Source organism: Streptomyces sp. NPDC045678 (assembly GCF_056432085.1).
Genome location: NZ_JBWKJS010000022.1, coordinates 1,669 through 3,691, shown reverse-complemented (window position 1 = coordinate 3,691; position 2,023 = coordinate 1,669). Strand labels below are relative to the sequence as shown.

General features: G+C 57.4%; 1 rRNA gene (cut by a window edge). It reads right to left on the bottom strand.

What is annotated here, in order from left to right:
- Positions 1-1,931, bottom strand: a 23S ribosomal RNA gene (locus AC07DO_RS39790) (it extends 1,272 nt beyond the left edge of the window).
- Positions 1,932-2,023: the final 92 nt, after the last annotated feature.

Sequence of the window (2,023 nt, the reverse complement as noted above, 5' to 3'; positions counted from 1 at the left end):
CAGTGATGGCCCCCCTTCTCCCGAAGTTACGGGGGCATTTTGCCGAGTTCCTTAACCATAGTTCACCCGAACGCCTCGGTATTCTCTACCTGACCACCTGAGTCGGTTTAGGGTACGGGCCGCCATGAAACTCGCTAGAGGCTTTTCTCGACAGCATAGGATCATCCACTTCACCACAATCGGCTCGGCATCAGGTCTCACCCTCATGTCATCCGGATTTACCTAGATGACGGGCTACACCCTTACCCCGGGACAACCACCGCCCGGGCTGGACTACCTTCCTGCGTCACCCCATCACTCACCTACTACAAGTCTGGTCCGTCGGCTCCACCACTCCCCTTTGCCCGAAGGCTCCAGGGCGGCTTCACGGACTTAGCATCGCCTGATTCAATGTTTGACGCTTCACAGCGGGTACCGGAATATCAACCGGTTATCCATCGACTACGCCTGTCGGCCTCGCCTTAGGTCCCGACTTACCCTGGGCAGATCAGCTTGACCCAGGAACCCTTAGTCAATCGGCGCACACGTTTCTCACGTATGTATCGCTACTCATGCCTGCATTCTCACTCGTGAACCGTCCACCACTGCCTTCCGGCGCAGCTTCACCCGGCACACGACGCTCCCCTACCCATCCCAGCGGGCGTTGGCCCTATTGCTGAAATGACACGACTTCGGCGGTACGCTTGAGCCCCGCTACATTGTCGGCGCGGAATCACTAGACCAGTGAGCTATTACGCACTCTTTCAAGGGTGGCTGCTTCTAAGCCAACCTCCTGGTTGTCTCTGCGACTCCACATCCTTTCCCACTTAGCGTACGCTTAGGGGCCTTAGTCGATGCTCTGGGCTGTTTCCCTCTCGACCATGGAGCTTATCCCCCACAGTCTCACTGCCGCGCTCTCACTTACCGGCATTCGGAGTTTGGCTAAGGTCAGTAACCCGGTAGGGCCCATCGCCTATCCAGTGCTCTACCTCCGGCAAGAAACACACGACGCTGCACCTAAATGCATTTCGGGGAGAACCAGCTATCACGGAGTTTGATTGGCCTTTCACCCCTAACCACAGGTCATCCCCCAGGTTTTCAACCCTGGTGGGTTCGGTCCTCCACGACCTCTTACAGCCGCTTCAACCTGCCCATGGCTAGATCACTCCGCTTCGGGTCTTGAGCGCGCTACTATATCGCCCTATTCGGACTCGCTTTCGCTACGGCTTCCCCACACGGGTTAACCTCGCAACACACCGCAAACTCGCAGGCTCATTCTTCAAAAGGCACGCAGTCACGAGACATCAAGCAAGCTTGATGTCCGACGCTCCCACGGCTTGTAGGCACACGGTTTCAGGTACTATTTCACTCCGCTCCCGCGGTACTTTTCACCATTCCCTCACGGTACTATCCGCTATCGGTCACCAGGGAATATTTAGGCTTAACGGGTGGTCCCGCCAGATTCACACGGGATTTCTCGGGCCCCGTGCTACTTGGGTGTCTCTCAAACGAGCCGCTGACGTTTCGACTACGGGGGTCTTACCCTCTACGCCGGACCTTTCGCATGTCCTTCGTCTACATCAACGGTTTCTGACTCGCCTCACAGCCGGCAGACTGTGAAAGAGAGATCCCACAACCCCGTATACGCAACCCCTGCCGGGTCTCACACGCATACGGTTTGGCCTCATCCGGTTTCGCTCGCCACTACTCCCGGAATCACGGTTGTTTTCTCTTCCTGCGGGTACTGAGATGTTTCACTTCCCCGCGTTCCCTCCACACTGCCTATGTGTTCAGCAGCGGGTGACAGCCCATGACGACTGCCGGGTTTCCCCATTCGGAAACCCCCGGATCAAAGCCTGGTTGACGACTCCCCGGGGACTATCGTGGCCTCCCACGTCCTTCATCGGTTCCTGGTGCCAAGGCATCCACCGTGCGCCCTTAAAAACTTGGCCACAGATGCTCGCGTCCACTGTGCAGTTCTCAAACAACGACCAACCACCCATCACCCCGGACCAGTAGCCCGAGTGCACTGGGGTCGGCATCC